Annotated in this window: 23 protein-coding genes; 9 read left to right on the forward strand and 14 right to left on the reverse strand. The window is 73.5% G+C overall.

What is annotated here, in order from left to right; translation table 11 throughout:
* Nucleotides 1–22: 22 nt before the first annotated feature.
* Entirely contained in the window at nucleotides 23–1636 is a 1614-nt protein-coding gene (locus tag OJ962_RS16440; RefSeq protein ID WP_202954962.1) for an acyl-CoA mutase large subunit family protein, read from the reverse strand.
* Nucleotides 1637–1661: 25 nt separating this feature from the next.
* Here OJ962_RS16440 and selA point away from each other — a divergent pair, with 25 nt between their 5' ends.
* Nucleotides 1662–2951 carry an L-seryl-tRNA(Sec) selenium transferase gene (selA, locus tag OJ962_RS16445; protein WP_202954963.1) on the forward strand — a complete coding sequence of 430 codons (1290 nt, stop codon included), beginning with the start codon at nucleotides 1662–1664 and terminating at the stop codon, nucleotides 2949–2951.
* On the opposite strand, the gene ilvB is transcribed toward selA, so the two are convergent.
* Nucleotides 2904–4574 carry a biosynthetic-type acetolactate synthase large subunit gene (gene ilvB / locus OJ962_RS16450; RefSeq protein ID WP_202954964.1) on the reverse strand — a complete coding sequence of 557 codons (1671 nt, stop codon included), beginning with the start codon at nucleotides 4572–4574 and terminating at the stop codon, nucleotides 2904–2906. The genes selA and ilvB overlap by 48 nt on opposite strands.
* A gap of 157 nt (nucleotides 4575–4731) precedes the next feature.
* Entirely contained in the window at nucleotides 4732–5481 is a 750-nt protein-coding gene (locus tag OJ962_RS16455) for a class I SAM-dependent methyltransferase (RefSeq protein ID WP_202954965.1), read from the reverse strand.
* 17 nt (nucleotides 5482–5498) lie between these two features.
* Between OJ962_RS16455 and selB the strand changes: the two genes are divergently transcribed.
* On the forward strand, nucleotides 5499–6950 hold the full coding sequence (gene selB, locus OJ962_RS16460) for a selenocysteine-specific translation elongation factor (RefSeq protein WP_202954966.1): 1452 nt from the start codon (nucleotides 5499–5501) through the stop codon (nucleotides 6948–6950).
* A gap of 223 nt (nucleotides 6951–7173) precedes the next feature.
* Here selB and tenA read toward each other — a convergent pair whose 3' ends face one another.
* Both tenA and OJ962_RS16470 read right to left on the reverse strand, forming a co-directional pair.
* Entirely contained in the window at nucleotides 7174–7806 is a 633-nt protein-coding gene (gene tenA, locus OJ962_RS16465) for a thiaminase II (RefSeq protein ID WP_202954967.1), read from the reverse strand.
* Nucleotides 7803–8336, reverse strand: coding sequence for a ferritin (locus OJ962_RS16470; protein WP_202954968.1), 534 nt, complete (start codon nucleotides 8334–8336; stop codon nucleotides 7803–7805). Before OJ962_RS16470 ends, tenA begins: the two co-directional genes overlap by 4 nt.
* Nucleotides 8337–8364: 28 nt before the next feature.
* Between OJ962_RS16470 and OJ962_RS16475 the strand changes: the two genes are divergently transcribed.
* From OJ962_RS16475 to OJ962_RS16485, 3 genes are read left to right on the forward strand one after another with little or no spacing between them, the layout of a single operon-like run.
* The gene (locus OJ962_RS16475) at nucleotides 8365–8574 is read left to right on the forward strand and encodes a hypothetical protein (RefSeq protein WP_202955231.1); all 210 of its coding nucleotides are present in this window, start codon (nucleotides 8365–8367) and stop codon (nucleotides 8572–8574) included.
* Nucleotides 8575–8597: 23 nt separating this feature from the next.
* The gene (locus OJ962_RS16480; RefSeq protein ID WP_202954969.1) at nucleotides 8598–9548 is read left to right on the forward strand and encodes a UDP-glucuronic acid decarboxylase family protein; all 951 of its coding nucleotides are present in this window, start codon (nucleotides 8598–8600) and stop codon (nucleotides 9546–9548) included.
* A 54-nt stretch (nucleotides 9549–9602) separates the two neighbouring features.
* Nucleotides 9603–11126 (forward strand): sugar transferase, encoded by a 1524-nt coding sequence (locus OJ962_RS16485; protein ID WP_270006482.1) that lies wholly within the window; start codon nucleotides 9603–9605, stop codon nucleotides 11124–11126.
* Here the strand turns inward: OJ962_RS16485 and OJ962_RS16490 are convergent.
* Genes OJ962_RS16490 through OJ962_RS16505 form a run of 4 tightly spaced genes read right to left on the reverse strand, consistent with a single transcriptional unit; the run spans nucleotide 11103 to nucleotide 17431 of the window.
* Nucleotides 11103–11867, reverse strand: coding sequence for an MBL fold metallo-hydrolase (locus OJ962_RS16490; protein WP_202954970.1), 765 nt, complete (start codon nucleotides 11865–11867; stop codon nucleotides 11103–11105). The genes OJ962_RS16485 and OJ962_RS16490 overlap by 24 nt on opposite strands.
* Nucleotides 11868–11877: 10 nt before the next feature.
* A complete protein-coding gene (locus OJ962_RS16495; RefSeq protein ID WP_202954971.1) occupies nucleotides 11878–13662 on the reverse strand; it encodes a choice-of-anchor D domain-containing protein in 1785 nt (594 codons plus the stop codon).
* Nucleotides 13656–15524, reverse strand: coding sequence for a kelch repeat-containing protein (locus OJ962_RS16500; RefSeq protein WP_270006483.1), 1869 nt, complete (start codon nucleotides 15522–15524; stop codon nucleotides 13656–13658). Before OJ962_RS16500 ends, OJ962_RS16495 begins: the two co-directional genes overlap by 7 nt.
* 56 nt (nucleotides 15525–15580) lie before the next feature.
* A complete protein-coding gene (locus OJ962_RS16505) occupies nucleotides 15581–17431 on the reverse strand; it encodes a Kelch repeat-containing protein (protein WP_202954973.1) in 1851 nt (616 codons plus the stop codon).
* A gap of 117 nt (nucleotides 17432–17548) precedes the next feature.
* Between OJ962_RS16505 and OJ962_RS16510 the strand changes: the two genes are divergently transcribed.
* Genes OJ962_RS16510 through OJ962_RS16525 form a run of 4 tightly spaced genes read left to right on the forward strand, consistent with a single transcriptional unit; the run spans nucleotide 17549 to nucleotide 21256 of the window.
* Nucleotides 17549–18226, forward strand: a complete 678-nt coding sequence (locus OJ962_RS16510; RefSeq protein ID WP_202954974.1) for a response regulator transcription factor — start codon at nucleotides 17549–17551, stop codon at nucleotides 18224–18226.
* Nucleotides 18223–19230, forward strand: coding sequence for a sensor histidine kinase (locus tag OJ962_RS16515; RefSeq protein ID WP_202954975.1), 1008 nt, complete (start codon nucleotides 18223–18225; stop codon nucleotides 19228–19230). Before OJ962_RS16510 ends, OJ962_RS16515 begins: the two co-directional genes overlap by 4 nt.
* Nucleotides 19227–20687, forward strand: coding sequence for a DUF4153 domain-containing protein (locus OJ962_RS16520; protein WP_202954976.1), 1461 nt, complete (start codon nucleotides 19227–19229; stop codon nucleotides 20685–20687). Before OJ962_RS16515 ends, OJ962_RS16520 begins: the two co-directional genes overlap by 4 nt.
* Nucleotides 20687–21256 (forward strand): class I SAM-dependent methyltransferase, encoded by a 570-nt coding sequence (locus tag OJ962_RS16525; protein ID WP_202954977.1) that lies wholly within the window; start codon nucleotides 20687–20689, stop codon nucleotides 21254–21256. The genes OJ962_RS16520 and OJ962_RS16525 overlap by 1 nt, the downstream gene beginning before the upstream one ends.
* Here the strand turns inward: OJ962_RS16525 and OJ962_RS16530 are convergent.
* From OJ962_RS16530 to OJ962_RS16550, 5 genes are all read right to left on the reverse strand, one after another.
* Complete coding sequence (locus OJ962_RS16530) at nucleotides 21253–23220, reverse strand: O-antigen ligase family protein (RefSeq protein WP_270006484.1); 1968 nt, start codon at nucleotides 23218–23220, stop codon at nucleotides 21253–21255. The genes OJ962_RS16525 and OJ962_RS16530 overlap by 4 nt on opposite strands.
* A gap of 97 nt (nucleotides 23221–23317) precedes the next feature.
* Entirely contained in the window at nucleotides 23318–23920 is a 603-nt protein-coding gene (locus tag OJ962_RS16535) for a hypothetical protein (RefSeq protein WP_202954979.1), read from the reverse strand.
* Nucleotides 23921–23933: 13 nt separating this feature from the next.
* A complete protein-coding gene (locus OJ962_RS16540; RefSeq protein WP_202954980.1) occupies nucleotides 23934–24902 on the reverse strand; it encodes a glycosyltransferase family 4 protein in 969 nt (322 codons plus the stop codon).
* The gene (locus OJ962_RS16545) at nucleotides 24899–25993 is read right to left on the reverse strand and encodes a glycosyltransferase (RefSeq protein ID WP_202954981.1); all 1095 of its coding nucleotides are present in this window, start codon (nucleotides 25991–25993) and stop codon (nucleotides 24899–24901) included. Before OJ962_RS16545 ends, OJ962_RS16540 begins: the two co-directional genes overlap by 4 nt.
* A gap of 58 nt (nucleotides 25994–26051) precedes the next feature.
* On the reverse strand, nucleotides 26052–26739 hold a 688-nt coding region (locus OJ962_RS16550), incomplete at its 5' end, for a hypothetical protein (RefSeq protein ID WP_270006485.1).

A 26739-nucleotide genomic window follows, 5' to 3' on the forward strand; every position in this document is an offset into this window, starting at 1 on the left:
CGCGTCAGGATGCGCCAGTTGACTACATCTCGGGTTGATACTCCCCGAAGACCTCGCGCAGGGTGCCGCAGACCTCCCCGACGGACGCGCCGTCCTTGAGCGCGGCGCGGATCGGGGGCAGCAGGTTGTCGGTGCCCTTGGCGGCGGTGCGCAGCTCGCCGAGCCGGTGCTGGGTGGCTTCGTTGTCGCGGGCGGCCTTGAACGCCTTCAGGCGCTCGACCTGGGCCTGCTCGGACGCGGGGTCGACGGACAGGATCTCCTCGACCTCGGCGGTGTCCTCGACGAACTCGTTGACGCCGACGACGATGTCCTGCTTGGTCCGGTAGCGCTCGTGATAGCCGAACGCGGACTCCTCGATCTCGTTCTTGATGTAGGCGATCGCGTTCACGGAGCCGCCCTGCTCGTCGACCTTGTCGATCAGCGCCCAGGCGCGCTGCTCGATCTCGGCCGTGAGCGCCTCGACGTAGTAGGAGCCGGCGAACGGGTCGACGGTGTCGGTGGCGCCGGACTCGTAGGCGATCACCTGCTGGGTGCGCAGCGCGAGCTTGGCGGCGCGCTCGGACGGGAGCGCGAGCGCCTCGTCGAAGCCGTTGGTGTGCAACGACTGGGTGCCGCCGCAGACCGCCGCGAAGCCCTGCAGCGCGACGCGCACGACGTTGTTGAGCGGCTGCTGGGCCGTGAGCGTCACGCCGCCGGTCTGCGTGTGGAAGCGCAGCATCAGGCTCTTCGGGTCCTGCGCGCCGAAGCGCTCCTTCATCGCGTGCGCCCACATGTTGCGCGCGGCGCGGAACTTCGCCACTTCCTGGAAGACGTTGTTGTGGCCGTTGAAGAAGAACGCGAGGCGGGGGGCGAAGTCGTCGACGGCGAGGCCGGCGTCGATCGCGGCCTGCACGTACGCCATCCCGGATGCGAGCGTGAACGCGACCTCCTGGACGGCGGACGCGCCCTTCTCGCGGAAGTGGTAGCCGGAGATGCTGACCGTGTTCCACTTCGGGATGTGCTGCTTGCAGTAGGCGAACAGGTCCGTGGTCAGCCGCATCGACGGCTCGGGCGGGAAGATGAAGTTCCCGCGGGCGATGTACTCCTTGAGGATGTCGTTCTGGACCGTGCCGCGGAGCTTGGTGGAGTCGACGCCCTGCTCCTCCGCGACGAGCTCGTAGAGCAGCAGCAGGACCGCGGCGGGCGCGTTGATGGTCATGCTGGTGCTGACCTCGTCGAGCGGGATCCCATCGAACGCGGTGCGCATGTCCTCGAGCGTGTCGATCGCGACGCCGGTGCGGCCGACCTCACCGAGCGAGCGCGGATCGTCGGAGTCCAGGCCGAGCTGCGTGGGCAGGTCGAAGGCCATCGAGAGGCCGGAGCCGCCGTGCGCGAGCAGGTACTTGTAGCGCTCGTTGGACTCCTTGGCCGACGCGTAGCCGGCGTACTGGCGCATCGTCCACGTGCGCTTGCGGTACATCTCCGCGTGCACCCCGCGCGTGTACGGGAACTCGCCGGGCTTGCCGAGGTCCAGGCGCTCGGGCAGGTCCTCGCTCGTGTAGAGCGTCTTGACCTCGATGCCCGAATCGGTGAACCGGCGCGGATCATCGGGCCCGACGACCGGCGCGACCGAGAGATCCTTGTCCTCGATGGCCATACGGGGCAGGTTACGCTCCGATCGCATGAGCTTGCGTGACCTGCCACCGGTGGACGCGCTCGCGGCCGCGGTCGACGCGCCGCGGGCGGTCGCGGTCGCGGCGGCGCGGGCCGTCCTCGCCGAGCGGCGCGCGCAGCTGCTCGCGGGCGCGGCGGACGAGGTGGATCTCGGGGCGCGGGCGCGCGAGTGGGCCGCGGCGTCGGGGCGCCCGTCGCTGCGGCGGGTGTTGAACGCCACCGGCGTCATCGTCCACACCAACCTGGGCCGCGCGCCGCTCGCGCCCGCGGCCCGGGACGCGGTGCTCGCGGCCGCGGAGGGCTACTCGAACCTCGAGTGGGAGGACGGCGGGCGCGGCTCCCGGCACGTGCACGTCGAACCGCTGCTGCGCGAGCTGACCGGCGCGGAGGCCGGGTTCGCGGTCAACAACGGCGCCGGCGCGGCGCTGCTGGCGGTGGCGGCGATCGGCGGGCGCGAGATCGTCGTCTCGCGCGGGCAGCTGGTGGAGATCGGCGGCGGCTTCCGGGTACCGGACGTGATCGCGCAGGCAGGTGCGCGGCTCGTCGAGGTGGGGACGACGAACCGCACGCGGCTGAGCGACTACGCGGACGCGATCGGGCCGGAGACGGGCGCGGTGCTGCGGGTGCACCGGTCGAACTTCCGCCAGCTCGGGTTCGTCGAGGACGTCGGGATCGAGGCGCTGTGCGAGCTCGGCGTGCCCGTGATCGACGACGTCGGCTCCGGTGCGCTCGACCCGGTCCACGACGAGCCGCCGGTGCGGCGATCGGTCGCGGCGGGCGCTGCGCTCGTCGTGTTCTCCGGCGACAAGTTGCTGGGCGGGCCGCAGGCCGGGTTGCTGGTGGGGCGCGCCGAGGCGGTCGACGCGGCGCGGCGGCATCCCCTCGCGCGGGCGCTGCGGATCGACAAGCTGTCGCTGGCCGCGCTGGAAGCGACGTTGCGGCTGCACCGCGACGCGCCCGAGGACATTCCGGTGCTGGCGATGCTCAATGCGACCGACCTGCGGGCGCGCGCCGAGTGGCTCGCGGAGCGGATTCCCGGCGCGGAGGTGATCGAGTCGACGGCGCGGGTCGGCGGCGGCGCGCTGCCGCTGGTGGAGCTGCCCGGGCCGGTGGTCGCGCTCCCGGACGCCTCGTTGGCAGAGGCCCTGCGGCGCGGTGACCCGCCGCTGGTCGGCCGGATCGAGGACGACCGCCTCCTGCTCGACCCCCGCACGCTGGCGCCGGACGAGCTGGAGACGGTCGTGCGTCTGCTAGCCGATCATCTCCCGGGCGGCGCCGCCGGGCTTGAACATCGGTAGGCAGTTCGCCTCCGGCGCGATCCGCACGTGCAGGAGCGACGGACCGTCCTCCTCGAGCGTCTCGGCCAGGGCGTCGGGGACCTCGTCGCCGTCGCCGATCGAGCGGACGTTCACGCCGAACGCGCGGGCCAGCAGCTCCCAGTCGGGGCTCGCGCCGAGGTTCACCGCGGACCGCCGGCCGTTCCAGAACAGGTCCTGCTGCTGGCGGACCATCCCGAGGCAGGCGTTGTCGAGCAGGACGACCTTCACCGGCAGGTCCTCCTCGACGGCGGTCGCGAGCTCCTGCACGTTCATCAGGAACGAGCCCTCGCCGGACACGCAGACGACCGGCTTGTCCGGATGCGCGGCCTTGGCGCCGAGCGCGGCCGGCAGACCGAAGCCCATGGTGCCGAGCCCGCCGCTCGTGATCCACTGACGCGGGTTCTCGAACTTGAGGCGGTTGGCGGCCCACATCTGGTGCTGGCCGACGTCGGTGGTGACGATCGCGTCGCCGAGGGCGGCGCTCAGCTGGTCGAGCGCGTCCTCGGGGTCCACGCAGCCGGGCTCGGGATCGGGGGTACGAGCCGGATGGTCGGCCTGCCAGCCGCGGATCCGTGACCACCAGGCCGCGAGCCGGGCAGGGTCGGGGTCGAGCTTCTCGTAGGCGCGGGTGAGCGCCTCCAGCACGAGCTTGGCGTCGCCCACGAGCGGGACATGGACGTCGACGATCTTGCCGATCTCGCTTGGGTCGATGTCTATGTGGACGATCTTCGCGTGCGGCGCGAACTCGTCGACCGCGCCGGTCACGCGGTCGTCGAAGCGGGCGCCGATGGCGACGATCAGGTCGGCCTCGTCCATCGCCCAGTTCGCGACCCGCGTGCCGTGCATCCCGAGCATCCCGAGCCAGGCGGGATCGGACGCGGGGAACGCGCCGAGCGCCATCAGCGTGGTCGTGACGGGCGCGGCCGTGAGGAGCGCGAAGTCCCGCAGCTGCTGGGCGGCGCCCGCGTTGACGACGCCGCCGCCGGCGTAGAGCACGGGACGGCGGGCGACCGCCAGGGCCTCGGCCGCGATCCGCACCTGATGGCCGTTCGGGCGCGGGCACGGGCGGTAGCCGAGGAGTTGGGTGTCGCCGGTGTCCGCGCGCGCGGGCGCCGTGGCGATGTCGTTGGGCAGGTCGATAAGGACCGGCCCGGGGCGGCCGCTGGTCGCGATGTGGAGCGCGTCCTGGACGGCCTGGGCGATGTCGTCGGCGCGCTCGATCGCGATCGAGTGCTTGACGATCGGCTGCGTGATGCCGATCACGTCCGCCTCCTGGAAGGCGTTCGTGCCTCTGAGCGTCGTCTTCACCTGGCCCGTGATGAACAACGTGGGGACGCTGTCCATCTGCGCGTCGGCGATCGCGGTGACGAGGTTCGTCGCCCCTGGGCCGGACGTTCCGAGGGCGACGCCGGGCTTGCCGGACGCGCGCGCGTAGCCCTCGGCGGCGTGGCCCGCGCCCTGCTCGTGGCGCATCAGGACGTGGCGGATGGAGCTGTCGAACAGGGCGTCATAGACGGGCAGCGCCGCGCCGCCGGGAACCCCGAAGATGGTGTCGACGCCCGCGCCCTCGAGCGCGCGGATCAGGGAGTCGGCGCCGCGCATGCGCGCTGTGTATGAACGAGGGTGTGCCGGACGGAGGCGAGTACGACGAGAAGCATGTGGACTCCTGGGAGTTGGATGAGGGCGACGCGAGGGTGCGTCAGAGGACGATGAGAAGCGCGGCGGGGAGTACTCGTACTCGTGAGGCGCGCGCGGTCATCTAGCGCAAGGATGCCACACGGCGGCGCGCTTTCCTAGCCGCCTTGCGCGCCGTGTTGGTGATCAGCGCGCTGAGCGGCCGCGAGGTGGTGACGCTGTAGGTCCGCGGCGCGCCGGGGTGCTTGCGCGCCCAGCCCCACCATTCGTCCTCGCGGCGCAGCTCCGTGAAGCTCGGGTGCTGGGCGACGATCAGGTCGAACACGGCGCGCAGGTGCGGTTCGGTGCGCTCGGGCTCGGAGAGCTCGCGGTGGACGATTCCGTCGGTGGCGTCGCGGTGCGGGTCCTGCGCGTAGGTCCAGTGCAGGTCGTCCATCAGGAGCCAGCCGCCGGGCCGCAGCAGTTTCTCGATCAGGATCACGGCGAGGCCGTCGATCGTCCAGTTCTTCGCGCCGTCCAGGTAGACGAAGTCGTACGCGGGCGTGACGTTGCCGTGCGCGTCCGAGCGCTCCTCGACCTGGGTCTTCAGCCACCACGTGTACGAGGAGAACTCGCGCACGACGGTCAGCTCCACGCCGGCGCGGCGCGCGGTCTCCTCCGGGCTCGGGTCGTAGTGCGCTCCGGCGAAGTCGACCGTGGTGACGTTCGCGCCGGCCGCCGCCATGTACGCCGCGCCGACGCCGTGCGCGGTGCCGAGCTCGAGCACGTCGCGCGCGTCGGTGCGCTGGACGTGCTCGTAGACCAGCCGTCCCTGCGCGGGCGACATGAACGGAATGCCCGCGATCGCGCGCGCCACTTCGTCGAAGTCCCGCATGTCAGGCTCATTCCAGCATGCCGCTCACGCTCGGGACCGCGGGCCACATCGACCACGGCAAGACCGCGCTCGTACGCGCGCTGACCGGCGTCGACACCGACCGCCTGCCCGAGGAGCAGGCCCGTGGCATCTCGATCGCGCTCGGCTACGCGCCGCTGGCCCTGCCCGGCGGGAGGGTGTCCGTGGTGGACGTGCCGGGCCACGAGCGCTTCGTGCGCACGATGGTCGCGGGGGCGACCGGCATCGACCTCTACCTGATGGTCGTCGCGGCCGACGACGGCGTGATGCCCCAGACGCGCGAGCACGCCGCCGTGCTGGCCGCGCTCGGTGTGTCCGTCGGGGTGGTGGCGATCACCAAGTCCGACCTCGCTGACCCCGCGCGAGCCGCCGCGGAGGCCGCCGAGCTGCTGCCGGGTGCCGAGCGCGTGCCCGTGTCCTCGCGCACGGGTGCGGGCCTGGACGAGCTGCGCGCGGCGGTGGCCCGCGCGGCGGAGCGGGTCGCGACGCGGGTCTCGGACGGCCCGGCGAGGCTGCACGTGGACCGCGCCTTCACGATCAAGGGCGCCGGCACCGTCGTCACGGGCACGCTGTGGTCCGGCACGGTGGCGCGCGGCGACCACGTGACCGTGCTCCCGGCGGACCGCGACGCGCGGGTCCGCGGCGTCGAGGTCCACGACGAGCCGGTGGAGCGCGCCGAGGCGGGCCAGCGCGTCGCCCTGAACCTGGTTCTCGGCCGCGACGAAGTCGCGCGCGGGGACGTGATCGTGGTCGGCGAGACCCTGGAGGCGACGTATCGCGTCGACGTCGCGCTCACCTGGGCTACGCCCGACGCGCGGCCCGACGGCGGCGCGCGCGTCGCCGTCCATCACGGCACGCGCGAGTCCGCGGCGCGGCTCGTCGAGCTCGGCGGCCGCTTCTTCCAGCTGCGGCTGGAGGAGCCGATCGTGCCCGCGGCGGGCGACCGGCTCGTGATCCGGTCACTGGCGCCGCCGGACACGCTCGGCGGCGGTGTCGTGCTCGATCCGGCCCCGCGTCGCCACGGGCCGAGCCGCGACCTGCTCGCCCGGCTCACCCGGCTCGAGCGCGGCGAGCCGGAACCCGAGGCGCCTCCGGCCGAGCCCGCGCCCGCGCCGCAGCGCGCGCCGCTCGGCCCCCGGGCGCTCGCGCTCGAGGCAGCGCTGCTCGCCGCCGCCCACGAGCCGCCGCCCGACGAGGACGCGGAGTCGCTGGCGGCGCTGCGCGAGCACGGCCGCGCCGTGCGGCTCGGGCCGACCATGCACATCCACGTCGACGCGCTCGCGGCCGTCCGCGAGCGCGTGGTCGCGATGGACGAGATCACGCTGGCCGGCCTGCGCGACGAGCTGCAGACCTCGCGCAAGTACGCGCAAGCGCTGCTGGAGGCGTTCGACCGCGAGGGACTGACGCTGCGCCGCGGCGACGTCCGCGTGCTGCGGCAGCGGCGTGGTTGAACGCAACGTCAACGGCGAGCGCACCCACCCGGGCGGGGCGCGCGCTTACGGCCCAGTGAGGTCCGGTTCCCGGACTGCGTGAACGCCTGGGCGCTCACGCACACGCCCTTTCAGGCCGGGAGCGCCGGCCGTGGTGAGGGGTGCAGCAGGGAGCTTTCGCTGAGCGGAAGGAGACTGCGGCACCCCCCTGCGCGACACGAGCCCGAGCGAATCGCCCGCGGTGTCACGCGGCCGCGGACTGCCAGGCGGCTTCCCAGAACGCGAGCTCGTGCCGCGATGAGGCCACGAACGCCTCGCGCATCCGGTCCAAGTCGCCTTCGACCTCGTCCAGCAGCTCGCGCGACCACGCCGCGAGCTCCCCGAACTCCTCGCTCGCGTACATCTCGATCCATTCGCCGTACCGCGCCGACGTCGCCGACGACGCCAACGCCGTCCCGATCTCCGCATAGCCCCACATGCACGGCGCGACCGCCGCGACCAGCTCGGCGAAGTCGCCCAAGGACGCGACGCGCAGGAGGAAGTCGCAGTAGGCGGCGGTCGCGGGCTCGACCACCGTCGCCTCCAGGTCGTGCACATCCCAGCGGGCGGCGAACGAGCGGTGCAGCTCCATCTCGGTCTCCAGCACCGCCAGCGACAACGCCGCGAAGCGCCGCATCCACGAGAGCCGCGGCGCCCGGGCGGCGCCCAGCGACAGCAGCCGCCCGTAGTCGATGAGGAACCGGTAGTCCTGCCGGACGTACCACTGGAAGACGCGCTCGTCCAACGTCCCGTCGCCGATCCCGCGCACGAACGGATGCGTCAGGGACGCCTCCCACAGCTCGGCGGCGGCGTCGCGCAGCGCCAGCGAGCGGATCAACCGCCGGCGCCCGCGGCCGCCGGCGCGGTCGGGTCGGCGCCCTCGGAGTCGGCCATCTCGCGGGCCATGAAGTTCTCGATGTCCATCGGGTCGTCCTTGGAGCGCTCGACGACGCGCAGCAGGTCGCTCATCGTGGCGACCTCCTCGACCTGCTCCTTGATGAACCACTGCATGAACTGCTCGCTGGTGTAGTCGCCCTCGGCGCGGGCGCAGCCGGCGAGCGCGTTGATCTGCTCGGTCACGCGCTTCTCCTGCGCGAGCGCCAGCGCGACGGGCTCGACGATGTCGGCGAAGCGCACCTGGGGCGCCAGCACGCCCGGGATCACGACGTCGGCGTCCGCGTCGATCAGGTACTGGACCATCATCATCGCGTGGTCGCGCTCCTCCAGCGCCTGCGCGTAGAAGAAGCGCGCGAGCTGCGGGAGCGTCTCGGCGTCGTAGTGGACGGCGCAGGCGACGTACTGCTGGTGTGCGGCGTACTCGTGCGCGATCTGCTCGTTCAGGAGCTTGACAAAGGCGTCGGCGGCCATTAAGCGCGGATGCTATACCGACGACCCCTTGGCGAAGAAGAAGTCGAAGACCAAGCCGGACGGACCCAAGCTCGTGAAGGTCAAGGGCAAGTGCTGCAAGAGCCGGCCGCGGTGCAAGAAGTGCCCGGTCGTGTGCAAGCGGCTGTCCAACCAAGGACTCGCGGAACGGTTGCCGAACGGCAACTACGTGTTGAGCATCGACGTGAGCAAGAAAGTGCTCAAGGCGGCGCGCGGGTAGCCGGCTGGCTATCCTGGCAGCCCATGGCCACCTGCCTCGTAACCGGTGGCAGCGGCTTTCTCGGATCGCACTTGTGCGATGCGTTGTTGGCACGGGGTCACCGAGTGATCTGCGTCGACAACTTCGACACCGGGTCGCTCGCCAACATCAAGCATCTGCGTGGACCGGACTTCGTGTTCATGCACAAGGACGTCACGGAGCCGTTCTTCGTCGACGAGCCGGTCGACTTCGTGTTCCACTTCGCCAGCCCGGCGAGCCCGATCGACTACCTGCGGCTCCCGCTGCACACGTTGAAGGTCGGCTCCTACGGCACGCATCACGCGCTCGGCCTGGCGAAGCTGCATCGCGCCCGCTTCCTGACGGCGTCGACGTCCGAGGTCTACGGCGACCCGCAGGTGCATCCGCAGCCCGAGTCCTACTGGGGCCACGTGAACCCGATCGGCCCGCGCGGCGTCTACGACGAGGCCAAGCGCTACGCCGAGGCGCTGACGATGGCCTACCACCGTCAGCAGGGCGTGGACACCGCGATCGTGCGCATCTTCAACACGTACGGCCCGCGCATGCGCCCGCACGACGGCCGGGCGATCCCGACCTTCCTGCGCCAGGCGCTGCAGGACAAGCCGATCACCGTGTTCGGCACCGGCCAGCAGACCCGCTCGTTCTGCTACGTCGACGATCTGATCGACGGCATCATCCGGCTCTCGGAGTCCGGCGTCCATCAGCCCGTGAACATCGGCAACCCGCACGAGTTCACGCTGCTGGAGCTGGCCAAGACGGTGATCGAAGTGACCGGCTCGCGCTCGGAGATCGTGTTCGAGGCGCTGCCGACCGACGACCCGCAGGTGCGCCAGCCGGACATCACGCTCGCACGGGAGCTGCTTGGCTGGGAGCCGACCGTGACCCTGCGCGATGGCCTCCAGCGGACGCTGGACGCGGCCGGGACCGGCGCGCTGACCGGCGCTCTGCCGGCCTAGCCGCGAGAATGCGCGCGACTCCCCTCGGAGTCGCGCGTTGAAGTACCGAAGCCAGTGGCCGACACCCAGACCAAGACCCCCGAGACGCGCGCGCACACCCGCGCGCCGCAGACGATGGTGCTGCCACCGGTGGACGTGCGCCGCAAGCGCCCGCCGCTGCTCTCCTTCCTGTTGCGGATGGAGACGCTCCGCAAGGCGTCGCGCGTGGTCTCGCTGCTCGCCCTGGACTTCGCGTGCCTGTACGCCGCGCTGGTCGTCGCGCTGATGGTCAAGGCCGTCGTGCGCGACGGCGAATGGGCGTGGGACGCGTCCCTGCACGAGGCGCGCGAGACGATCGCCTTCGCCTATCTGGTCACGGTCCTGCTGTTCGCCCGCTCCGGCCTGTACGCCGAGCGCGCGCAGCGACCGGGCATCGCACGGATCGTCTCGTCGCTGTTCCAGGTGACGGTCGTGTCGCTGATCTTCGCGCTGGTCAACGGCAGCGAGGACTACAACAGCTACTACATCTTCTACGGCACGCTGGTCTTCGCCGTGATCATCCTCGGCTCGGCGCGGTGGATGTACGAGAAGGTCACGGGCATGATCCTGCGCGCGGCGGGCTACCGCCGGCGCGCGGTGCTCGTCGGCTCCGGCCGCCACATCGAGGACGTCGCGCACGCGCTGCGCGACGAGGTGCACGTCCCCGTCGAGATGGTCGGCTTCATCTCCCTCACGCCGCGGCCGGACAACGGCCTGCGCTCGCTGGGCCGGATCGAGGACGTCGCCGACGTGCTGGACGTCTACCGCGTGCAGGAAGTGATCATCGCCGACCCGGACTTCCCGGAGGAGCGCGCCGTCGAGCTCGTGGACACCTGCCACCAGCGCGGCGTGACCGTGCGCGTGGCGCCGTCGACGATGGAGATCCTCGTCCAGCGCGCGGAGCTCGTCCCGGGCACATCGGTGCCGCTGTTCGAGCTGCGGCCGCCGGTCTTCGACGGCATCGACTACTTCATCAAGCGCTCGTTCGACGTGTTCGTGTCGCTGCTGCTGCTGGGGCTGCTCTCGCCCGTGCTGGCCGTCCTCGGGCTGCTCGTCCGGCTGTCGTCGCGCGGCCCGGTGATCTACCGCTCCTACCGTCCCGGCATCGGCGGGGCCGCGTTCGCGTGCCTGAAGTTCCGGACGATGTACTCGGACGCCGATCAGCGCCAGGCCGACCTGGAGTCGCTCAACGAGGCGAGCGGCGCGCTGTTCAAGATCAAGCGCGACCCGCGCCTGACGCCCGTGGGGCGCTTCCTGCGCCGCTACTCGCTCGACGAGCTCCCGCAGCTGGTGAACGTGTTGCGCGGCGAGATGTCGCTCGTCGGCCCGCGCCCGCTCCCGCAGCGCGACTTCGACAAGCTCGACGACTGGCACAAGAAGCGCTACCTCGTCACGCCCGGCATGACCGGCCTGTGGCAGATCTCGGGGCGCTCGGAGCTGGACTTCGACGATCTGGTGCGGCTCGACTTCCTCTATCTCGAGCGCTGGTCGGTCGGGCTCGACCTCGCGATCCTGCTCAAGACGATCCCGGCCGTGCTACTGCGCCGGGGCGCCTACTAGCGCGCCGTCCTCCGGGACCAGCACCCGTTCCGTGAGCCCTTCGGCCCGCAGCCGTGCGCGCAGGTCCGCGCGCGTCTCGGTGGCGTGCGCGATCGCGTCGAGGTGGACGGCGACGATCTGGACCGCTGGGACGCGGTGGGCGAGCTCCACGACGTCGTCGCTGGTCATCACGATCGGGTCCCCGGTGTTGAAGCGGGCACCGCTCGCGTTGACCACGATCGTGCCGGGGCGGTGCTCGTCGACGGCCGCCAGCACCTCCGGGCAGAGGATCGTGTCGCCGGCGATGTAGACGCTCCGCTCGCCCGGAGCATGGAGCACGAAGCCCGACACGGGGCCCATCGCCGCCCCGATCTCACCCGTGCCGTGCTGCCCGTCCGTGCGGGCGATCAGCAGCTCGCCGAGCGTGGCGTCCGCGTGCACGGGCCGCGCGTCGACGAACCCGTCCGCGTGCAGGCGCTCGGTGTCGTGCGGCTGGCAGAAGATCGGCAGGTCGTGTGGCACCAGCTCGCGCGCCGTCGTGTCCCAGTGGTCCTGGTGCACGTGGGTGAGCAGGACGGCGTCCACGCCGGCGACGACCGCCTCCGCGGGCTGCGGGAGCTCGACGAGCGGGTTGCGGCGCGGGTTCGGCGTGTCCGGGACGGCTTCGCGCGCGCCCGCCGGGTCCAGCTGGGGATCGACGAGCAGCGTGTGGCCGGCGACCTCCACCCGCAGGGTCGCGTTGCGGATCAGGGTGAGCTTCACGCCTAGCAGCCTACGGGCGTGCAGCGCGGGCGGCCCTCGCTGCGGCGGTTCTTGGCGACGCGGTCCGTGACGGTGTCGTGAGGCGGCCCGGCAGCGCGACCGTGACGTTGATCCGCGTGCCGTTGCGCAGGCGCTTGCCGTTGAGCGCCTTGATGCGCACGGGCCGCGCGCCCTTGCCGGTGGCGGTCGCGCGCCGGCAGGCGTTGCGCGTGCACGTGACCGTGATGCGCGCGCCGGTCGTGGCCTTGACGTAGTAGGCCACGACCTTGATGCCGTTCTTGAGCCGCTGGTAGCGGATCGACGGGTCGGCGAGCAGCCCGGTCGGGCAGCCGCGGCGCGCGCGCGGCCCAGCGCTGCCGGCGCAGGCGTCGGCTTCGTTGGGCAGGCCGTCCCCGTCGTCGTCGCGCTGTCCGGCCGGGATCGGTGCCGGTGGCGCGGGCGGCCCGGCGATTCCGCGGCCGCTCAGCGCGACGCTGTAGGTCCCGGTCGTCGTGTTGGCCGCGAACGACAGCGTCGCTCCGCGGACGCCGCCGCCCCTGGGTGTGAAGCGCACGTCCATACGACAGCTCGCGCCGGGCGCGACGCTGCGACAGCGCGCCGCGTCGACGGCGAAGTCTCCCGCCTCGCCGCCGCTCAGCGCATGGTCGGCCGTGACCAGCGGCTCGGCCGACGTGTTGGTGACGACGATGTCCGCGACGCCCGTGGTGCCCTCGGCGCGCTCCTCGAACGTCACCGCGCGGTCGGTGCTCAGCGTCGCGGTCGGTGTCCACAGCAGCGTCTCGCTGCCGAGGTTGCCGCCCGCGAGCAGCACCCGGCCGTCGTGCAGCCGCGTGAGCGAGTGGTAGGCGACGCCGCGGGTGAACGCGCGCCCGCCGGACCACGTGTTGGTCGCCGGCGAGTAGAAGAAGACGTCGTTGCCGCTGCCGTTGCCGTTCGTGAGCATGACCTGACCGTTCGCCAGCAGCGTCGAGATCGGCTGCACGATCGGCCCGGGCGTCGCGGCGGCGAGCGTCCACGTGCCCGTCGCCGGGTCGTAGATCTCGCTGCGCAGATCACCGCTGCCGCCGGCGGCGAGCACGCGGCCGTCGGCGAGCGCCGTCAGCGACGGGTAGATCCGCGCGACGTGCATCGGCCTCGGTCCGGACCACGTGTTCGCTGGGTGGCTGAACGTCCAGTTGCGCTGGAGCGGCAGTTCTTGACCGTCCTGATCCAACGTCAGCTCCGGGCCGACGAGCACGCCGTTGTTCGGCAGCGCGGCGGCGCCGATGAAGCGGCGGTCCGCGGGCAGCCCCGTCGGGATGCTCGTCCAGCCGTTGAAGAGCGGGTCGAAGAGCTCGACTGAACCGGCGTTCCCGGGGAGGGACCCGCCGGCGAGCAGCGCGCGACCGCCAGCGAGCGGGACCAGCGTCCCGGTGCGCCGCTGCCCCGCGAGGTTGCGCACCGGTGTCCACGCGTTCGTCCGGGGGTCGTAGATCTCCGCCGTCGCCGAGAGGAACCCGCCCGCGACGAGCACGCGCCCGTCGGTCAGCTTCGTCATCGCGTGCGAGGTCCGCGGCTCAGACATCGGCGGGCCGGGCGACCAGCGATCGGTCAGCGGGTCGTAGAACTCGACCGACGCCTTCACGGTGCCGCCGCTGCCGCCGGCGACCATCAGCCGCCCGTCGTCGAGCGCGACGCCCTGGAAGTGCGTGCGCGTGACGCTCATCGGCGCCGCGGGTGCCCAACCGAGGGTGATCCCCGCGTGCGCGGGCGCGGCGAGCGCCAGCAGGAAGGCGAGCGTGAGGCGAATCAGCATCCGACGGGGACGCAACGGGGACGGCCTTCGACGCGGCGGCCGCGAGCGATGCTATCGGTCACGGTGGTGGTCAGGCGACCGGGCAGGGAGACCGTGACCGTGATCTTGGTGCCGTTGGCCAGCCGCTTGCCGTTCAGGCGGCTGACGCGGACGCGGCGCGCTCCTCGCCCCTTGGTCGTCGTCGGCCTGCAGCCCTTCGAGCAGCGCACGATGACGGTCGCGTCAGTCGTCGCCTTCACGTAGTAGGCGACGACCTCGATCCCGCCCTTGACCCGCTTGTACGCGATCGAGGGGTCGGCCAGCAGGCCCGTCGGGCAGCCCGCACGGCGGGTCGCGCCCTTGGTGGCCGGGCAGAGGTCGGCGCTGTCGACCACGCCGTCCGCGTCCGTATCGGTCGCCGGCACGCCAGGCGCCGGACCGGGGCTCACGATCGGGCCGAGCGCCGGCGTGACGCCTCGTCCGCCGAGCAGGACGACGGGGCCGGCGCCCCGGGTGTTGGCCGAGACGGTCAGCGTCGCGGCGCGGACCCCGACCTGAGAGGGCGTGAAGCGGACGTCGAGCGCGCAGGTCGCGCCGGGCGCGATTCCGCCTCGGCAGCGGTCGCCGTTGGCGCTGAAATCGTCGGGATGGGCGCCGCCGAGCGTGAGGTCGCCGATGAAGAGGGGTAGGCCGCCGGTGTTCGTGAGCTGCACGACGCCGCTCACGCCCACTTGCACGGTGGCGTCGCCGAACGTCACCGCCGGCTCCGTGGCGAGCGTCGTCGTCGGGGTCCAGATCTCGGCGGTCGTCACGGGTGAGTACGTCCGCGCGTCGAGGCCGCCGGCGATCAGCACGCGTCCGTCCGCCAGCCGCGTCGCCGAGAAGTAGCTCGCGCGCGGATCGGGAACCTCGGTCGCCGTCCAGACGTCCCTGACGGGGTCGTAGACCTGCGCCGAGGGAAGCAGGCCTGGCTCGTCCGCGGAGACGTCCTCCGTGCCGGTCATCAGCACGAAGCCGCCGCCGAGCGCGACCGCCGCCGAGGAGGCGAACGGGTTGCGCGTGGCCGCGGCCCACGTCCACGCGTTCGTGCGCGGGTCGTAGATCTCGGTCGTGCCCGAACCCTGCATGTCGCCGGTTCCGGCGGTGGCGAGCAGCCGCCCGTCGGCCAGCGGCGTCAGCACGTGCAGCGAGCGGCGCTGGCGCATGGGCGCCATCGGCGTCCATGATGTGCCGCCGTTGTACCGGTAGGTCGCCCCCGTGGCGCCGTCGGGCCGCGTGCCACCGGTGACGATCACGCGGCCGTCCGGCAGCGTGGAGGCGACCGGGGCGGACACGGGGTCGCCGAGCTCGCCGGCGTACGTCCACTCGCGCGTGGCGGGATCGAAGACCTCGGCGAGCGTGCTGTACTGGCGATTCCAGTCGATCCCGCCGGCGACGAGCACCCTGCCGTCCGGCAGGAGGGCCGACGTCCCCCACGCGCGCCCGATGGACATCGAGCCGGCCTTGGTCCACGCTCCCGTCCTCGGGTCGTAGATCTCGGCGTTCGGCAGCGCGTACGCGTCACCCCCGCCGCCGTGGATGAGGACCCGCCCGTCCTTGAGCTTGACCATCGAGGCGAAGCTGCGCCCGGTATGGAGCGACCCGGTCGGCGTCCAGCGGCCCGTGGCTGGATCGAAGAGCTCGGCGCTCGACATGGAGACGGAGTCGCCCGAGCCGCCCGCGACGAGCACGCGCCCGTCATCCAGCAGGATCGCGCTGTGGCCGTCGCGCGCGAAGTGCAGCTCGCCGGTCGGCGCCCAGCCCGGCTTGACCGTGGCGCTCGCGGGCGCGGCGGACGCGCAGAGCAGCGCCAGGCAGACGGCGATCAAGCGAACGGCGAGCACGGTCGCGCCACTGTAGATGGCGTGCGCCGGGCGGGCACTCGGCCGTTCGGCCACCGTCAGCAGGCGACCGGCGCGCAGGTCGGGCGGCCCTCGACGCGACGGCCGCGGACGACGCTGTCGGTCACGGTGGTCGCGAGCCGGCCTGCGAGCGAGACCGTCACCGTGATCTTGGTGCCGTTGGCCAGCCGCCGGCGATCCAGGCGGCTGATGCGGACGCGCTTGGCGCCCTTGCCGGTGGTCGTGGTCGGCTTGCACCCCTTCGAGCACCTGACCACGATGCGGGCGCCCGTGGTGGCCTTCACGTGGTAGGCGACGACGCGGATACCGCCCTTCACGCGCCGGTAGGCGATCGACGGGTCGGCGAGCAGCCCGGCCGGGCAGCCCATCCGCGCGAGCGGGCCGCGCAGCTGCCCGCAGCGGTCGCTGCCGTCGGCGACGCCGTCGCCGTCCGCGTCGGACGCGGGGCCCGGCCCGGGTTGCGGCTGCGCCGGCGCCGGAACGCCGCGGGCCTGCAGCGCCACGACGTGCCTGCCGGCCGCGGTGTTGGACGCGAACGAGAGCGTGGCGCTGCGCGCGCCGGTCGTGGCCGCTTCGACGTGCACGCCGACGGCGCAGGTGGCGCCGGGCGCGGCCATGCAGCGCGTGCGGTCCAGGCGGAAGTCGCCCGGGTGCGCGCCGCCGAGCGCGAGGTCCTCGACGATCAGCGGAAGCGTGCCGGTGTTGGTGATCTGCACGACGCCATCGGCGCCGGTCCCGACCGTGACGTCGCCGAACGCGAGCGCCGGGTCGGCCGCGAGCGTGGTGGTCGGCGTCCACAGGCTCGCGAAGGCCTTGACCGAGTCGTCGCTCTTGTCGTAGCTGCCCGCGACCAGCACGCGGCCGTCCGGCAACGCCGTGGCGGTGTGGTCGTCGTGCTGGGCCGGCGTCCCGGCGGACGTGTACGTGTTGGTCGCCGGGTGGTAGAGCAGCGCCTCGTCGTACGGGTAGTGGTCGAACCCGCCACGACCGCCGACGATCAGCACCGTGCCGTCCGCCAGCGCCGTGGTCGTGGACCCCATCCGCAGCGCCGGGAACGGCGCGCGCTCGGTCCACGTGTTGGTGCGCGGGTCGTAGACCTCGGTCCGGCTGCTCGGAGCCCACGGCGGCATGGCGTCCATGTCGAGCGCGGTCCCGCCGCTGGCGAACAGGGTGCCGTCCGGCAGCGCGGCCAGCTGGTGCCCTTCGCGGAGCACCTGCGCCTCGGCGGCGGGCGTCCAGGCGGTGCGGGCGCCGTCGAACACCGCGGTCGCGCCGGTGAAGCCGAGGAACTCGAACGCGCCGCCGGTCAACAGCACGCGCCCGTCCGCCAGGCTGGCGGCAGCCCCGCGCCCACCGCCGCCGTAGACGCTCATCGGCCACGACCAGGTGCGCGTCTGCGGATCGAAGATCTCGGCCGAGTCGTAGCCGAGGCCGCCGATCACGATCGCGCGGCCGTCCGGCAGCGTGAGCAGCTTGGGCTGGTAGCGCGGCTCGTGCGTCGAGCTGACGATCTCCCAGCGGTTGGTGGCCGGGTCGTAGAGCTCGGCCGACGTGCCCGGGTCCTCGGTCCCGCCCACGGCGAGCACCTGGCCGTTGCCGAGCCGCGCGAGCGCGTGCTCGCGGCGCGGCACGTTCATCGGCGCGGCGGCCGTCCACACGTTGGTGCGCACGTCGTAGATCTCGGCCGCGCGCATCGTGCCTCCGCCGTCCGGCATGCCGCCCGTTACGAGCACCCGGTCGCGGTCGAGCGCCACGGCCACGTGCATCGAGCGCGGGGTGATCATGTCCCCGGCGCGCATCCAGCCGCGCGTGATCGCGGCGTTCGCCGCGGCGGCGGGGAACAGGACGAGAGCGACGGCGCACAGCGCGGCAAGGCGAGCGAACGGCATGGGCGAGGCAATGTAGATGGGCTCGGCGGACGGACCGATCGTCCGTTCGGCCAGCCTGCACGAAATCGCCACAACATCCCCTGACCGTTCGCACAGGGCGGTGACACACTGCCCGGCGTGAACGGGGCGCTGATCTGCGTGATCGAGGACGAGGAGGTCATCGCGGGCGCGGTCGCCGCGCGGCTGCGCGCGGAGGGCTTCTCCGTGGAGGTCGCGCACGACGGGCACGCCGGCGTCGCGCTGTGCGAGCGCGTCCGGCCCGACCTGGTCGTGCTCGATCTGATGCTGCCCGGGCTGGACGGGCTCGAGGTGTGCCGGCGTGTACAGCGCGACCGGCCCGTGCCCGTGCTGATGCTGACCGCGCGCGGTGAGGAATCCGACCTGCTCGTGGGCCTCGCGGTGGGCGCGGACGACTACATGACCAAGCCGTTCTCGCCGCGCGAGCTCGTCGCGCGCGTGCGCGCGCTGCTGCGGCGCGTGGAGCGCCGGCCCGCGCCGCCCGGCGACGCGCTGCGGCTCGGCGGCCTGGAGATCGACCCGGCGGCGCGGCTGGTGCGTCTGGACGGCGACGTCGTGCACCTCACGCCGACCGAGTTCGACCTGCTCGCCCTGCTGGCGGCGCGGCCCGGCGCCGTCTTCTCGCGCGAGCAGCTGCTCGCGGACGTCTGGGGCTGGCGCGACGGCTCCGGCCAGCGGACCGTGGACTCGCACGTCCGCGGGCTGCGGCGCAAGCTGGGCTCCGACCTCGTGCGTACCGTCCACGGCGTCGGCTACGCGCTGGAGGCCCCGGCGTGAGGCCGCTCGACCGCCTGAGCTCGATCAAGGTCAAGCTCGGCGTCGTGATCGTCGCCACGGTCGCCGGCACCGTGCTCGTGCTCATCGCCGGGCTCAAGCTGGGCCTGGGGCTGGAGATCCGGACACTGGCCGCCGCCGTGATCGCGCTCGCGATCGTGCAGTTCCTCGCCCGCGGGATGACCTCGCCGCTGCGCGAGATGGCGGCCGCGGCCTCGGCGATGGCCCGCGGCGACTACGGCCGGCGCGTGACCGCGAGCTCGCGCGACGAGGTCGGCGAGCTGGCGCGCGCGTTCAACGCGATGGCCGCCGAGCTGGCCGACGTCGATCGCATGCGGCGGGACCTGGTGGCGAACGTCTCGCACGAGCTGCGCACGCCGATCGGCGCGCTGCAGGCGCTGCTGGAGAACCTGGTGGACGGCGTCGAGCCGGTCGACCCGGCCGCGCTGCGGACGGCGCTCGTGCAGACGGAGCGGCTGGGCCGCCTGGTCGAGCAGCTGCTGGACCTCTCGCGGCTGGAGAGCGGCGCGCTGGCGCTGCGCCCCGCGCCGTTCCCGGTGCGGCCGCTGCTCGAGCAGGCGACCCGCGAGTGCGAGATCGGCGAGGCCTTCATGTCGCGCCCCGTGTGGCTGCGCGTGGACGTCCAGCCCGGCGACCTGCGCGCGCTGGGCGACTCCGAGCGCCTGCACCAGGTGGTCTCGAACCTGCTCGACAACGCGGTCCGCCACTCCCCACAGGACGGCCGCGTCTGGTTGAGCGCCCACGCCGCGACCGACGGCGTGACCACGATCGAAGTGGCCGACGAAGGCCCCGGCATCCCACCCGAGGAGGCGGAGCGAGTGTTCGAGCGATTCCACCGCGTCGACGCGGCCCGCGCGGCCCGCGACGGCGGCACCGGCCTGGGCCTGGCGATCGCCCGCTGGATCGTCGACGCGCACGGCGGCACGATCGCCGTACGCGAGCGCGAGCCCAACGGCTGCCGCGTCGTCGTGGAGCTGCCGCGATGAGCGAGTGGATCGATCCGCCGCCGGCGCACCCGCCGACCGTGGCGGTCGGCGCCGAGGCGTCGCGGCCGGCGTGGTCGCCGCCGAGCCGGTTCGTCGCCGCGCGCGACGCCGTGCCGGCGGCTTCGGCGCGGGCCGTGATCGCCGTCGCGGTCGGGGCCGGCGCGATCGTCGTGGGCTCACCGCTCGGGCTCGGGTTGAGCCTCGTGCTGCTGGCGATGGGCGTGATCGTCGCGCGCGTCAAGCGGATGGCGGTCGTGCCCACCGCGGATCTGCGGACGCGTCCGGCGCCGGACGTGCGCGACCGCTGGACGCTCGTGTGGTGGACGCTCGCGGCCGCGCTGGCGCTCGTGCCGGTGTTGCGGGCGGCGACCTGGGTCGTCGTGCCGTGCATGCTCGTCGCCGTGGCGGCGGCGTCGCTGGCCGCGGCGGACGGGCGGCGCTGGGGTGAGCTGTGGGCCGGGCTGGGCGCCGTGTGGGCGCGGCTGCCGCTCGGGCCGGTGCTCGCCGTGCTCAGCGCGGGCCGCGGCGCGGGGTTCGGCCCGGCGGCGCGCGGCGCGGTGCTGACCGCGCTCGTGCTGGCCGTGTTCGTGCCGCTGCTGGCCAGCGCGGACATGGCGTTCGCGGAGATCCTGGACACGGTCGCGCCGGGCTTCGACCTGCCGGTCACGCGTGCGTTCGTGATCGCCGCGTTCGTGGCCCTCGGTGGCGCGCTGCTGTACGTCGCCGTGGCGCCGTACCGGCCGCAGGCGGTCGCGGTCCGGCGCACGCTCGGCCGGGCCGAGTGGACGCTGCCGCTCGGCGCGCTCGTCGCGCTGCTGGGCGGCTTCGCGGCGCTGCAGTTCGCGACGCTGTTCGCGGGCGACCGCCACGTGCTCCAGACCGCCGGCTTGACCTACGCCGAGTACGCGCGCTCCGGCTTCGCGCAGCTGCTGGTGGTCGCGGCGCTCACGCTCGCGGTGGTCGCCGCGGCGGGCCGCTGGGCGCGTGACGGGGGCACGCTGTTGCGCGTGCTCCTCGCCGCGCTGTGCCTGCTCACGCTGGTGGTGCTGGCGTCGGCGCTCAAGCGGCTCGGCCTCTACGAGGAGGCGTACGGGTTCACGCGGCTGCGGTTCGTCGCGCACGCGATCCTGCTGTGGCTGGGCGCGCTGTTCGTGCTGGTCCTGCTCGCCCGCGGCGCGCAGTGGCTGCCGCGCGCGGCGCTCACGCTCACGCTCGCGACGTTCCTGGCGTTCGCGCTGGCCGACCCGGATCGCCGGATCGCGCAGTGGAACGTGGATCGCTTCGAGCGCACGGGCAAGGTCGACGCGGACTACCTCGGCTACCTCTCCGCCGACGCGATCCCCGCGTTGAAGGGCATGAGGTGCGTGCCGGACGTCCCGCGCTCGGACGGCCTCGCCGGCCTGAACCTCGGCCGCGCGCAGGCGCGCGCTTCCGGGGTGCGCTCCAATGGCTGTTGATGCGTGAGTTCTACGAGGCGTTCTGGGCCGACGCGCCGCAGGACCCCGAGCCGTACGAGTGGGAGCGCCGCAAGCGGCTCCTGCTCGCGGAGGTCCGGCCCGGCGACCGCGTGCTCGACCTGGGCTGCGGGGCGGGCCGCTTCCTGGCGCTGCTGGACGACGCGGTCGGCGTCGAGATCGCCGAGGAGGCCGCGCGGCGTGCCCGCGCCAACGTGCCCGGCGCGGACGTGCGGGTCGCCGAGGACACGCTGCCCGTCGGCCACGGCGAGTTCGACCTGGTCTGGTGCTCGGAGACGCTCGAGCACATCCCGGACGTCGGCGCCACGCTCAACGAGCTCCGGCGCGTGCTGCGCCGCGGCGGCCGCGCGCTGATCACCGTCCCGTACCACGGCCGCGTGCAGGCGGCGATGGTCGCGCTCACGCGCTTCGAGACCCACTTCGACCCGCTCGGCCAGCACGTGCGCTTCTTCACGCGCCGCTCGCTGACCGCCGCGCTCGAGTTCGCCGGCTTCGAGGCGAGCGTCGGCCGCGACGGCCCGTTCCTGGTCGCCCGCGCGACGCGGACCTAGGGCGTGCCCGCGATCGTGCGGGAGGCGACGACCACGTCCGACCAGCTGCGCCGGTGCCGCGGATCGAGGAAGAACGCCACCTGGAACGCGCTCAGGGCCCCGCGCGCGTCGCCCATCGAGAGCCGCGTCTGGCCCAGCCGGCGCCACGTCTCCACGTTGGCGGGCTCAAGCTCGATCGCGTCGCCAAGGGCGCGCAGCGCCGCCTCACGGTTCCCGCGCGCCTGCTCGATCGCGGCCAGCTCGAAGAGCGGATCCACCGCCAGTGGGTTGCGCTGATGGGCGATGCGGGCGATCGCCGCCGCCTGCGGGAGCTGGCCCTGCTCCACCCGCGCGAGCGCCGCGTCCTGCGCGTTCAACGCGCGGATCGGTTGCAGCGCGCTCCAGGACGCGACCAGCGCGATCACCACCACCAACGCGGCCACGGCGGCACGCGCCCGCAGCGGGGCGCGGGCGGGCTCGGGCTCGGGGGCGCCGAAGCGCTCACGCAGCGTGGGCAGCGAGACCACGAAGCCGGCGCAGATCAACGCGGTGAGCGCGTTCGCGGGCACGAACCACGTCCAGTCGACGGCGGAATGCACGCCGAAGACGATCACGACCACCGCCAGCGTCGCGACGCCCACGCGCTGCGCGTCCCAGTGCAGGTCCCGGTCCTTGCGGCGCAGACCGCTCGCCCGCGCCGCCGTCACCAGCCACGCGCCGGCGGCGAGCAGCGACAGCCCGAGCCCGATCCAGCCGAGGTCGGACATCGTCTGCGGGATGTAGCCGTGCGCGTGCTCGACCCGGCGCTCGTCCACCCGGTAGCGCAGCCGTAGCGTCCCGTAGGAACCGGCTCCCGTGCCCAGCCAGGGCGCCTGCGCGTGGATCTTGGACGCCTCGCGCCAGTAGCGGGCGCGCCCGGAGGAGGTCTCGGTGAGGCGCGTCGGCGAGTTCGTCGGCGCGGACACGGCCGGGTCGGTGGCCTGCTTCCACGCCTTGGACAGCTGACCGCCGAGGCCGCCCGACGCGTTCGCCAGCATGATGATCACGACGACCGGGACGGCGAGCAGCGCGGCGACGAGCGTGCGGGCTGCGCGAGCGCGCGTCCGAGCGCCGGGGGGGTGGACCGCGGACAGGAAGCCGACCGCGAGCCCGGCGATCGTCGTGGTGACGAGCAACAGCAGCAGCAGCGCGCCGAGCGCCTGCCCGGAGTCGATGCGCAACGCGAGCTCCGCGCCGTCGCGCGTGAGGCCGTCCTGGGAGGACGCCCACACGAACAGCGGCAGGACGGTCAGCACCACGCCGGCGAGCGCGACCACGCCGCGCAGCCGCAGCGGCACGAACGCGAACCACAGCGCGAGCCCGATCGCGAGCGCGAGCAGCGCTCCGCGGCTGTAGGCCATCAGCAGTGCGGTCACGGCGATGCCGAGCCCCGGCCACGCGAGCACGTTGAACGCGGCGTGGCCGGAACGGCGCGCGGCCAGCCACAGCAAGGGCGGGATGCCGAGCGCGGCGGTCAACCCGACGCTGTTCCAGTAGTCCGAGGGTGGGCGCAGGCGCGCGAACGAGTCGTTCGGCGCGAGCAGGCCCGGGAAGACCTTCGACAGCAGCGACCAAAGCGACAGCGCCACGGCGCCGCACGCGATGCCGTACAGGACCGCGCTCCAGCGACCCGGCGCGAGGCGCCCGACCGCGAGCGCGCCCGCGAACGCCGCCAGATACGTGAGCGTGCGCATCGCCTCGATCCACGAGTCGTTCGGCATCAGCGACCACGTGATCGACGCCGTCGTGTACACCGCCAGCAGCGCGAACGAGGCGAGGGCCACGGCGCCGCGGAAGCGCGCCGGCGCGCCCGACACGCGCGGCGCCAGCAGCGCGAGCGCGAACAGCGTCGCGCCCGCGAGCATGATCCCGATCTGGGTCCACGTGGTGCGCTCGAGCTGTGAGCCGCCGCGCGAAGCGAACGCCGTCGCCACGATGGCGATCACGATCGCGATCGTCAGCGGATGCCCCGACCGCGGCGGTTCCGGAAGGTCCAGCGCCTGCAGCCGGCTCCGCAGCGCGCCCCGGGTCGCTACGTAGCGTCTACGACGGCGACGAGCGAGTGAGGACACGGCGTCGGGCGAAGGGCACGGCCATCGCGATCGCTGCGGCCACCAGCAGCGCGAGGACGACGATCACCGTGCCCGGCAGATCGTTGCGGCCGACGCTCGCCGCCGGCGAGATCGGGCGGCCGTTGACCTCCACGGGCTCGCGGCCCTCGAGGTTGGCGCGGTCGATGGCCTTGAAGTCCTCCGGCGTCGAGGGGCCGATGACGATGCCCGGGTCGCGCCCCGAAGGCGTGGCGGAAGCAGCGGGTGCCGGACCCGAGTTCGTCGTGCCGCCCGTGCCGCCGGTGCTGTCGGACAACCCGCCGCCCCCGGAGCTGTTGTCGCCGCTGCTCGGGTCCTTGGTCGACGCCGTCTTCGCGGAGATCTCGCGCGAGAGCACGTCACCGCAGTCCGAGTACTCCTCGAGCTCGGCGGGCATGTCGTTGCGGGCGGCGCGCATCTCAGAGGCGGAATAGTCGCCCTGGAGGATTCCGTCGTCCGCGCAGTCGCGCAGGATGTCTTCGGTTCCCTGCGCGGAAGCGACCGAGGGGACGAGGAGCAGCGCCGCGAGCAAGGCCAAGAAGATGGTCCGTCGCATTGGCAAGTTCACGCTAGCAGGCGGCCAGAGCGCGGGACATTCCCTGCGCCCAGGCGTCGTAGGTGTACGCGGCGACCTCATGCTTGGCGTTCTCCCCGAGGGTTCGGCGCAGCGCCGCGTCGTCCTTCAGACGGTGGATGGCGGCGCGCAGCGCGCGCACGTCACCCGCCGGGACGACGAGTCCGGTCTGCTCATGGCGCACGAGTCCGCCTGCGGCGGCCCCGACGGCGTCGGTCGCGATCACGGGAACTCCTTGGTGGAAGGCTTCGTTGACGACGAGCCCCCACGGCTCGAGAAAGTCACGCGTGGGGAGCGACGGCACTACTAAGACGTCGCTCCCGGCGTAGAGGTTGCGGAGTTGCTCGGGCGAGCGGTCGTGGGCGACCACCAGCGTGCCGACGTCAGCGGCCTGCTGGAGGATCTCGAAGCCCTTCTCCGGCGCGGGCCGGCCGGCGAACAGCAGCTGGAAGTCGCCGCGGCGGTCGGGCTCCGCGGGCGCTTCCCAGAACGCCGTGTCGACGGCCTGTGGCGCCTCGAACACCGGGCCCTTCGGGAGCTTGGTGCGGACGTAGGCGCTCACGTGCGGGCCGTAGGTCGCGATCGCGTCGGCGTTGCGGTAGATGTGGCGCAGCGGGAGGTAGGAGAGCGCGTGCGCGGGGGTGCGCGGGTGCGCCCAGATCGTCGCCCACAACACGAACGGGACGCGGCCGGCGCGGGCGCCGGCGTAGGCCGCCGGCAGCGCCGTCCGGCCGGAGAGGCCCGCGATCACCGCGCGGTAGCGGCCGGAGGCGGCGAGGCGCGCGACGGCTCGCTGGGGCGGGTGCAGCGTCGGGAAGGGGAGCGCGGTCTGCGTTCCTCCGCCGCCGTGGCGCACGCCGCCGCCGATCAGCGCGAAGTGCACGTTCTCGCGCTCGTGCAGGGTCTGGAAGGCGCCGACGCGGAACGGCGGCGCGTGGTTGGTGACGAACAGGACGGGCTTCATCGCAGCGCGTCCTCGTAGGCGGCGACGGTGGCCTCGCCGCACTGGCGCCAGGTGAAGTTCGCTTCGACGTTCGCTCGCGCCGCTCGCCCCAGGGCGGCGCGGTTGGCGAGCGTGTCGCGGATCGCGTGCTCGAGCTCGCCCGGGCCGGCCAGCGTCATCCCGCCGCCGCAGCGCGCGATCTCCTCCGGACCGGGTTCGCCGCGGGTCCCGATCGCGGGCAGGCCGGCGGCCATCGCCTCGATGTAGGCCACGCCGAACGCCTCCTCGGTGCTGGGCAGGACGAAGACGCCGGCCTTGCGGGCCTCCTGCAGCGCCTGGTCGGGTGCGAGCGCGCCGCGGAACACGACGTCCTTGCCGCGGGCGAGCTGCTGGAGGTTCGCGCGCTCCGGGCCGTCGCCGATGATCACGTAGCGCGCGTCCGGCGGCAGTGCGCGGATGACGTCGGCGTGGCGCTTGCGGGCGACGAGGTTGCCGACCGTGACGAGGTCGCTGCCGGTCGTGGTCCGCGGCGGGACGTCCGTGCCGAGATGGACGACCCGGACGTCCTGCGCCCCGAGGTCGCGGCTGATGTCCGCGATGCCGGTGGAGTTGGCCAGGACGAGGCGGGCGGCGCGCAGCGAGCGCTCCACCACGGCTCGGCCCTTGGACCACTTCGTGGCCACGCCGAGCACGTCCCCGCCGTGGACGCTGACGACGGTCGGGAGGCCCAGGCGCCGCACCGCGTCACCCGCGGGAGCGGCGTAGTGCGCGTGCACGAGGTCGAACCGGCGGCCCTGCACGGCGAGCCGGAGCGAAGGGGCGGCCCACGCGCCCCAGGCCGGGTACGAGCGCGGGCGCGGCGGCGCCACGAACGGCGCGTACGTCACGCGGATGCCGTCCATCGTCGTGCGCAACGGCTGCTTGAGCGGCGCGATCAGCCGGCGGGCGTCGCGGGCCTTCAGCGCCGCCTTCGACGGCACGGGCCGGTGCAGGACGACGACCTCGACGTCCGCGCCCGCGTCCCGCGCCGCGAGCGCCTGGCGGTGCGCCCACACGCCGAGCGCCGGGTCCGCGACGCGCGGGTAGTACTCGGCGACGACGAGCACGCGCATCAGGCGCCGCTCCGCGGGGACGCCGCGCCGGCGAGCCCCGCCGCTTCTCGGCGCGTCCTCATACGCGCCGGTACTCCGCCACGGTCTCGCCGGCCTGCGTGCGCGTGACGTAGGCGCGGCCGTCGAGGAAGGCCTCCGCCTCGGCGATCGCCTCGTCCCGCGGGTACGACGCCGCCACGGGGCGCAGGTGGCGGACAGGGGTGGCGTCGACGATGCCGATCGGCCACTCGCGCTCGGCGGCGATCGCGCTCCAGCGGGCGTCGAGGCCCCAGCCCATGCGCAGGTCGGGGAACGGCAGCAGCTCGCGGGCGGCGCGCGCGGAGAGCGCCGTGACGGGGCCGATCTCGACGAACCGCGTGCGGCGCGCGAGCACGCCGGGGCGGCGGCGCGTCACGTCCCACGCGGCGTGGGAGGCGAACGCGTGCGCGGGCTGGGCCAGCTCGAAGCCGCAGCCCTCGGCCAGCGCGAGGAAGCGGTCGAGGAAGCCGCGCGGCAGCCGGACGTCGTCGTCGACGATCAGCAGCCAGTCCGCGTCCCCGATCGGTGCCGCCGCGAGCGCGGCGTTCACGTTGGCCCACTTGCCGGCGCCGGGGGCGGGCGGGGAGAGGTGGAGCGCGACGTCGTGGCGGGAGCGCGCGAGCTCGCGCCGCAGCCGCGCGACCGTCCGCAGGTGCTCCGGCCGCGCGACGCCGACCACGTGCACCCGCCGCCGCGGCAGCCGGCGCGCGGCGAGCCACGGCGCGGGC

It is taken from the genome of Solirubrobacter deserti (genome assembly GCF_027587175.1).
Classification (GTDB): Bacteria; Actinomycetota; Thermoleophilia; order Solirubrobacterales; family Solirubrobacteraceae; genus Solirubrobacter; species Solirubrobacter deserti.